At 71.7% G+C, this 2,213-nt stretch carries 3 protein-coding genes; 2 read left to right on the top strand and 1 reads right to left on the bottom strand.

All coding sequences use genetic code 11. From position 1 onward, the window contains the following. Both ACLN58_RS21320 and ACLN58_RS21315 read left to right on the top strand, forming a co-directional pair. Positions 1-932: sensor histidine kinase (locus tag ACLN58_RS21320; protein WP_415857218.1), on the top strand; the 932-nt coding region annotated here is incomplete at its 5' end. Beyond that, a complete protein-coding gene (locus ACLN58_RS21315; RefSeq protein ID WP_415857217.1) occupies positions 929-1,573 on the top strand; it encodes a LuxR C-terminal-related transcriptional regulator in 645 nt (214 codons plus the stop codon). The genes ACLN58_RS21320 and ACLN58_RS21315, both read left to right, overlap by 4 nt. Positions 1,574-1,577: 4 nt before the next feature. Here the strand turns inward: ACLN58_RS21315 and ACLN58_RS21310 are convergent. Continuing rightward, positions 1,578-2,213: diacylglycerol/lipid kinase family protein (locus ACLN58_RS21310; protein ID WP_415857216.1), on the bottom strand; the 636-nt coding region annotated here is incomplete at its 5' end.

The raw sequence follows: 2,213 nt of genomic DNA, 5'->3' as shown, positions 1-2,213 counted from the left end.
TCGGCGCGATCATGGTGGGGAGCGGCTTCCTCGGCGTCGACATCCCGCTCGGGGTGATCCTCCCGGTCGCGGCGATCCTGGGCGGCGCGACGCTCGCGTGGCTTCAGCTCGACGATTCGCGTCGCGACCAGCTGGTCCGCGGCGCGGGAACGGCCCGCTGGGCAGGGTGGGTGCGGCTCGGCGCGGGGCTCGCGCTCGTGGCCACTGGGGTGACGCTCGCGATCTCGGGCACGCAATGGAACGTTCTGGGCCTCGCACTCCTCGCGTCCCTTGCCGTGTTGGCCGGGGTGGCGCTTGTGCTTCTGCCGTGGGGCCTCAAGTTCTGGCGCGACTTTGGTGCGGAGCGTTCCGCGCGCGTGCGGGAGGAAGAGCGGGCCGAGATTGCGGCGCACCTGCACGACTCGGTGCTCCAGACGCTCGCACTCATCCAGCGCCGCGCCGGGAACGAGGCCGACGTGACTCGCCTCGCGCGCGCCCAGGAGCGAGAGCTGCGAGAGTGGCTCTATCGCGACGCTCGGCGCGGAGGCGGAACGTTCACCGACCGGCTCAAGGCGCTCGCCGCGGAGGTCGAGGACGCGCATGGCCAGCCGGTCGACGTCGTCTGCGTCGGGGACTCGCCGCTGGGTGAGTCGAACCGCGAGCGGACCGAGGCCCTCCTGCAGGCCTCTCGCGAGGCCATGCTCAACGCGGCGAGGCACGGCGGAGGAACCGTCTCGGTCTACGCCGAGGCCGCAAGCGGGAGCATCGACGTGTTCGTCAAGGACCGCGGGCCGGGCTTCGACCCCGACGCCGTGCCGGAGGATCGGCTCGGTGTCCGCGAATCGATCGTGGGGCGCATGCGCCGCCACGGCGGCGAGGCCAAAATCGTCTCCGGGCCGGACGGCACCGAGGTGCGCCTGCACCTTCCGGGGATCGGAACGGAGGAAGCATGAGCGAGCCCGTCACCGTGGTCATCGTGGACGACCACACGATCTTCCGCTCGGGCCTCAAGGCCGATCTCGACGAGCGCGTCCGCGTGGTCGGGGAGGCCGGGACGGTCGAGCAGGCCGTCGCGGTCATCGGGGAGCTCGAGCCTCAAGTCGTGCTGCTCGACGTGCACCTTCCCGGGGGGATCGGCGGGGGAGGGCGCGAGGTTCTCACGCGCTCCGCGGCGCTGCTGGGGCAGGTCCGCTTCCTCGCGCTGAGCGTCTCGGACGCGGCGGAGGACGTGGTCTCGGTGATTCGCGCGGGCGCCCGAGGCTACGTGACGAAGACAGCCTCGGGGCCGGAGATCACGGACGCGGTGCTGCGCGTGGCCGAGGGTGACGCGGTGTTCTCCCCGCGGCTCGCCGGGTTCGTCCTCGACGCGTTCGGCACATCCGCCGTGGCAGACGACGAGCTCGATCGCCTCTCCGCCCGCGAGCTCGAGGTCATGCGGCTCATCGCGCGCGGCTACTCCTACAAGGAGGTAGCGAAGGAGCTGTTCATCTCGGTCAAGACCGTCGAGACCCACGTCTCCGCCGTGCTCCGCAAGCTTCAGCTCACGAACCGCCACGAGCTCAGCCGCTGGGCCGCCGACCGCCGCATCTGGTAGAGGTCTACGGCGCGAGGATCCGCAGGGCGCCCGGACGGATCTCGACGTGCACCGGGAGCCCACCGGCGCCGTCGCCGTCGAGGCACAGGGGCAGCGGCCGGTCCGCCGAGATCGCGATGCGGCGCCCGGTGAAGCGGCGCACCCCGGGCTCCGACACGTGGGCCCCGGTCTCGGCGAGCCGCATGAACCGGGCCACGTTCCGCTTGGGGGTCTCGGCACCGGCCACGAGCACGTGGACGAGGCCGTCGTCGAGCACGGCGTCCGGGACGATGTCGAGACCGTGCCCGTAGCGTCCCGAGTTCGCGAGGACCACGAGATGTGCGGTGATGCTGTGGCGCGTGCCGTCGATATCGAGCTCGAACCGGGCCGGCTTCCAGCGCACGATCGCGATCACTGGGGCGATCTGGTATGCGACGACGGGCGGGATGCGCGAATCGTTCATCATGAGGTTGGCCACCGCGTCGAGCCCTGAATACGCGTTGCCGGGCACGAGCCGCCCGCCCACGTCGAGAAGGTCGACGGAGTGCTCCGCGCCGGACAGGAGCACGCGCGCGAGGGCGTTCGGCTCGCTCGGCATGCCGAGTTTTGCCGCGAAGCCATTCCCGCGGCCCGCCGCGACGAGGGCGAACAGGGCGCCCGC

The sequence above is a fragment of the Sinomonas sp. G460-2 genome, from assembly GCF_047759905.1.
GTDB lineage: Bacteria > Actinomycetota > Actinomycetes > Actinomycetales > Micrococcaceae > Sinomonas.
The sequence above is the reverse complement of the archived record's forward strand: the minus strand, read 5'-3'. Positions and strand labels throughout refer to the sequence as shown.

Excerpts from the sequence above, each read along its gene's own strand:
- ACLN58_RS21315 (WP_415857217.1), top strand. The coding sequence starts at position 929 with ATGAGCGAGCCCGTCACCGTGGTCATCGTGGACGACCACACGATCTTC.